General features: G+C 63.6%; 5 protein-coding genes. 4 read left to right on the top strand and 1 reads right to left on the bottom strand.

Features of this window, described 5'->3' with window-relative positions; genetic code table 11:
- Nucleotides 1-158: 158 nt before the first annotated feature.
- The 4 genes from serS (at nucleotide 159) to EN884_RS24245 (ending at nucleotide 4,571) form a co-directional block, all read left to right on the top strand.
- Nucleotides 159-1,463 (top strand): serine--tRNA ligase, encoded by a 1,305-nt coding sequence (gene serS, locus EN884_RS24260; protein ID WP_063168117.1) that lies wholly within the window; start codon nucleotides 159-161, stop codon nucleotides 1,461-1,463.
- On the top strand, nucleotides 1,463-2,221 hold the full coding sequence (gene surE / locus EN884_RS24255) for a 5'/3'-nucleotidase SurE (protein WP_024503850.1): 759 nt from the start codon (nucleotides 1,463-1,465) through the stop codon (nucleotides 2,219-2,221). The genes serS and surE overlap by 1 nt, the downstream gene beginning before the upstream one ends.
- Nucleotides 2,218-2,877: a protein-L-isoaspartate(D-aspartate) O-methyltransferase gene (locus tag EN884_RS24250; protein WP_013531300.1), complete on the top strand. Its 660-nt coding sequence runs from the start codon at nucleotides 2,218-2,220 to the stop codon at nucleotides 2,875-2,877. Before surE ends, EN884_RS24250 begins: the two co-directional genes overlap by 4 nt.
- A 191-nt stretch (nucleotides 2,878-3,068) precedes the next feature.
- Complete coding sequence (locus tag EN884_RS24245; RefSeq protein WP_063168116.1) at nucleotides 3,069-4,571, top strand: peptidoglycan DD-metalloendopeptidase family protein; 1,503 nt, start codon at nucleotides 3,069-3,071, stop codon at nucleotides 4,569-4,571.
- Between the two features lie 132 nt (nucleotides 4,572-4,703).
- On the opposite strand, the gene EN884_RS24240 is transcribed toward EN884_RS24245, so the two are convergent.
- The coding region (locus tag EN884_RS24240) for an oxidoreductase (protein WP_128360774.1) at nucleotides 4,704-5,402 on the bottom strand (699 nt) is incomplete at its 5' end.

Raw genomic sequence — 5,402 nt, 5'->3', positions numbered from 1 at the left:
CCCCATGCCCCATCTTGCATCGATCGAGGATGCGGTTTACGCCCTCTGGCTGAAACGCATCGCACTGAAAGCGATGCGTTTCAGTTTTGTTTGAAGCATGTCGTTGTCCCAAACCGCTGCGCACTTTGGGCGACATGCTACCCCGGAGCGTTCAAACCATGCTTGACATCAAATGGATTCGCGACAACCCGAAGGCCCTTGTCGAGGCGCTGGTGAAGCGCTCGTGGTCGGCTGACGAGGCGCAGTCCACGGTCGGCGGGCTGATCGCCTCGGACGAGGCGCGGCGCGAACACGTTACCGAGCTACAGACCAAGCAGGAGCGCCGCAATGCCGCGTCGAAAGAGATCGGCAACGCCATGCGTTCGGGCGATGCTGCCCTGGCCGAGACGCTGAAAGCCGAAGTCGGCGAGATCAAGGTCTTCATCCAGAACGGCGAGGCGCGCGAACGCGAGCTGGACAAGGCGCTGAACGATGCGTTGGCGGTGCTGCCCAACGTGCCGTTCGACGACGTGCCTGTCGGCAAGGACGAGCACGACAATGTCGTCAAGCACATCGTCGGCAAGGTGCCGACGCGGCCGAACTGGGTGAAGGAGCATTTCGAGATCGGCGAAGCGCTCGGCATGATGGATTTCGAGCGCGCGGCAAAGCTGTCAGGCTCGCGCTTCACCGTGCTGAAAAGCGGGCTGGCGCGGATGGAACGCGCGCTCGGCCAGTTCATGCTCGATTTGCACACGACCGAGCATGGCTACGAGGAAGTCATTCCGCCGCTGATGGTCAAGGACGATGTTTTGTTCGGCACCAACCAATTGCCGAAGTTCGAGGAAGATCTGTTCTTTACGCCGCACGGGGAGGGCAGGCTTGGCCTGATTCCCACCGCCGAGGTCCCACTCACCAACCTTGTGCGTGAGGAAATCACCGCGCATGAAAAACTGCCGCTGCGCTACACCGCGCTGACACCGTGCTTCCGTTCGGAAGCGGGCTCGGCCGGGCGCGACACGCGCGGCATGCTGCGCCAGCATCAGTTCTACAAGGTCGAGCTGGTGTCGATCACCGATCAGGAATCGTCACTTGCCGAGCATGAGCGGATGACGCAATGCGCCGAGGAAGTGCTGAAGCGGCTCGGCCTGCCGTTCCGCACCATGACGCTGTGCACCGGCGACATGGGTTTTGGCGCACGCAAGACCTATGACATCGAGGTCTGGCTGCCCGGCCAGAACGCCTATCGCGAGATCTCGTCCTGCTCGGTGTGCGGCGATTTCCAGGCACGCCGCATGGACGCCCGCTACAAGGACAGGGACGGCAAGGGCAACCGCTTCGTCCACACGCTCAACGGCTCGGGCACAGCCGTTGGTCGCGCGCTCATCGCCGTCATCGAAAACTACCAGAACGAGGATGGCAGCGTAACCATTCCTGAAGTGCTGCGGCCTTACATGGGCGGTCTGGAAAAGATCGAAGCGAAATAATGCGTATCCTCCTGACCAATGACGACGGCATTCATGCCGAGGGCCTGGCGTCGCTCGAACGCGTCGCACGTACGCTGTCCGACGATGTCTGGGTGGTGGCGCCCGAGCAGGACCAGTCCGGCTATGCGCATTCGCTGTCGATCTCGGAGCCGCTGCGGCTGCGCAAGATTGGCGAGAAGCATTTTGCCGTGCGCGGCACGCCGACCGATTGCGTCATCATGGGCGTCAAGAAGATCCTGCCTGGCGCACCCGACCTGATCCTGTCCGGCATCAATTCGGGCGCCAACATCGCCGACGATGTCACCTATTCCGGCACCGTCGCCGGCGCCATGGAGGGCGCGCTGCTCGGCATTCGCTCGATCGCGCTCAGCCAGGGGTACAGCTATGTCGGCGAAGATCGCGTCGTGCCCTACGAGACGACGGAGGCGCTGGCGCCGGCGCTGCTGAAGAAACTTGTCGCGACGCCATTGCCGGACGGCGTGCTGCTCAACGTCAATTTTCCCAACTGCACGCCCGAGGAAGTCGCAGGCACGGTGGTCACCTCGCAGGGCAAGCTCGTGCACTCCCTGTGGGTCGACGAGCGCCGTGACGGGCGCGGCCTGCCTTACTACTGGTTGCGTTTCGGCCGCGAGCCGGTCGAAGGCAAGCAAGGCACCGACCTCTACGCCTTGCGCAACCGGCTGGTGTCGGTGACGCCGCTGCAGCTCGACCTTACCGCCCATGAAATCCGTGACCAACTGAGCAAGGCGCTCGCATGAACCAGGGCCTCCCGATCGACGACCGCGAAGGTTTTGCCGCCTTTCTGCTGCGTCTGCGCGGCCGGGGGACTGTGCCGAAGGCGCTGATCGCGGCCTTCGAGGCGACGCCGCGGCGCGGCTTCCTGGCGGCCCAGTTCCATCAGATCGCCTGGTCGGACCGCATGCTGCCGATCGAATGCGGCGAGGCGATCGAAGGCGCCGACATGCAGGCGGCGGTGATCGCCGCACTCACCATCGAGCAGGGCAACCGCGTGCTCGAGATCGGCACCGGCTCGGGCTACACCTCGGCGGTGATGTCGCGGCTGGCCGCGCGGGTCATCACCACCGATCGCTACAAGACGCTCGCCGAGCAGGCGCGGCAACGCTTCGAGGCGCTCGGCATCGGCAATGTGATCGTGCGCCACGCCGATGGTTCCGGCGGGCTGCCGAATGAAGGGCCATTTGACCGCATCGTCGCCTGGGCTGCCTTCGACAGCCTGCCGCGTTTCCTGCTCGACCAGTTGTCGAGCGGCGGTATCGTCATCGCTCCGATCGGCCCCGAAGAGGGCGAACAGGTGCTGGCCAAGCTGACCAAGGTCGGCAGCCGCTTCGAGCGTGAAGACATCGGCCTCGTTCGCCTGCAGCCGATCCTGCGCGGTGTTGCCGCTGTTATCTAGCGCGGATGTCGATGTTCGGCCGCGTCGTGCGCCCGTCTTCGACCCCGGCTGACCTGACCCGAAATCTTCGCACGGCTCGCTCTCTAATATTTTAAGAAAAATTGCGTCGGATTCCATGAGGTTAACCGTCGAGTAACATTAACGCGCTTTAATCATGCCTAGTTTGTACCGGGTATGTGCGGGTTAGTGCGATGCAACTCAGTGTTTTGAAGACAAACGGTCGCAATCTGGCGCGAGGCTGCGCCATTCTGATGGTCGCGGGTGCTGCTGCGGGGTGCAGTTCCCAGGTTTCGCGGTTCAATGGCGTCGACGACGTCTTTACATCCTCGACCAACAATCAGCGCGCCATCATCAACAAGCAGGATGCCGTACAGCAGCCCTATCCGGGCGATGTCGCCGCCGCTCCGATCGATGGCAGCCATACACAATCGGTCAGCCGCTCCAGCCTCGAGCCGGTCTCGACGCGGCCGCTGCCGCCGCCCGTTGCCCAAGCGCAGCAGGCGCCGGCATCGAAGCCGGTGCGCACCGCATTGGCCCCGGCACCGCATGTCGACAGGACCACGACCGGCACCGTCGCTCCGGCGGCGTCGCCTTTCAAGGTTTCGCAACCTGACGAACCCCGCGTGGCTGCTTCCGGCACTCCGCATGCAACCGAGATCGTCGTCAGGGACGGCGAAACGATCGGCGGCCTGGCGCAGCGCTACAAGGTGCCGTCCGACGTGATCATGAAGGTCAACGGGCTGAGCGCGACCAAGGGGCTGAAGACCGGCCAGAAGCTGGTCATCCCGGCCTATGCCTATTCCAGCAAAGGCGAGGCGAAGGTCGCGGATGCCAAGCCGGCGAAAGACGGCAAGCACAACCTGCCGGCCACTGCGCCGGACAAGGTCGCCGTTCTGCCGCAGCAGCCGAAGCCTAAGGAAGGCAAGTCCGCCGCTCAGGTCGACGCGTCGGCCGCAGCAAACCAGCCCAAGGAGCCCAAGCCGCAGGTTGCCAAGACGACCGGCGCTGCCGGGACCTACACGGTCCAGTCGGGCGACACGATGTCTTCGATTGCCAGGAAGACCGGCGTCGGCGTCGTTGCTCTAAAGCAGGCCAACGGGATGAAGGACGGACTGCTCAAGATCGGCCAGACCCTGAAGGTGCCGGCCGGCGGAACCGCGACCGTCGCCGCTGCCAAGCCGGCCAAGGTCGATCCGGTGACGACGGCCACCACGCAGCCCGCGGCAAAGACCACGCCGTCTGAAACGCTGGCGTCCTACACGCCGCCGAAAAAGGATTCGAAGGTCATCCAGCAGGCCGAGGCCGACGATGCCGTCGCGCCAGACGCCACCGGCATCGGCAAGATGCGCTGGCCGGTGCGCGGCCGCGTGATTTCCGGTTTCGGCTCGGGCAAGGACGGCGTCGATATCGCCGTGCCGACGGGCACACCGGTCAAGGCGGCCGAGAACGGTGTCGTCATCTATGCCGGCGACGGCCTCAAGGAATTCGGCAACACGGTGCTGGTGCGCCACGAGAACGGCCTGGTCACCGTCTACGGCCATGCCAGTTCGATCGAGGTGCAGCGCGGCCAGAAGGTCAAGCGCGGCCAGGAGATCGCGCTGTCGGGCATGAGCGGCACGACGGACTCGCCGAAGCTGCACTTCGAAGTGCGCAAGAATTCGGCGCCAGTCGATCCCTCCGGTTATCTCGAATAGTCGGGGCTGTTTCGAATAGAAGAAAAAAAGCAATTTGCGGGCCGTCTGACCTCCAGTCCGGCCCGCCGGCTCAGCCCGTTCCGAAAGGAGCGGGCTTTTTCAGTTCCGGTGCGACGCGCCAGTCTTCAAGCTTCAAAGATGGTCGCGCAGAGTGTCGGCGATCATGACGCCAAGGCTGCTGGCCTTGACGCCGAGAAGCGTCTCCGCGTCGGAGGAATCGACCAGCAAGGGTTTGTCGAAGAGATAGCTCATCTCGATGAGCTCATGCATGCCCAATGCTTCCATTTCGGAGATGGAATAGGAGCGTGTTCCTGGAATTTCACGGTGAAGCATTGCCGCGGTCGCCCGGATGAGTTCCCGGGGTGGGGCGTGTTGCGATGGAACATGGAACGCCCGTCCCCATTCGCCCGTGTAGCGCGAGGCAGCGACCAGTGTCCTGGCCACGTCCTTCGTGAAGGACCAGGCGTGAGTTGCGTCGAGGTTTCCGATGAAAGCCGTCGGTTTCCCTTCGATTATGGAGGGCAGCGCGACCAGTGAGAAAGAGCTGATCGCGCCATGTCCAAGATAATCGCTGGACCGCACTTCGACGGCCGGCACGTCCGCACGGACCGCCCGCTGCCACATGATCGTCCGGGCGGTTCCTTTCTTCGAAGTCGGATCCAGAGACAGGTCGGAGTGAAGCGGGCTTTCGGCATCTTTGCCATAGCCATAGAGATTTCCGAGCACCACAAGCTTCGCGCCGACCGCTTCGGCAGCCCGCACGGTGCCGTCGATGATTGGGAAGAAGTCGGTCGGCCAGCGGTGATAGGCGGCCATGGCGCACATGAAGAT

This window comes from Mesorhizobium sp. M7A.F.Ca.AU.001.01.1.1, from assembly GCF_004022735.1.
Classification (GTDB): Bacteria; Pseudomonadota; Alphaproteobacteria; order Rhizobiales; family Rhizobiaceae; genus Mesorhizobium; species Mesorhizobium ciceri.
Note: the sequence above shows the minus strand (reverse complement) of the source record. Positions and strands in the feature narration are given on the sequence as shown.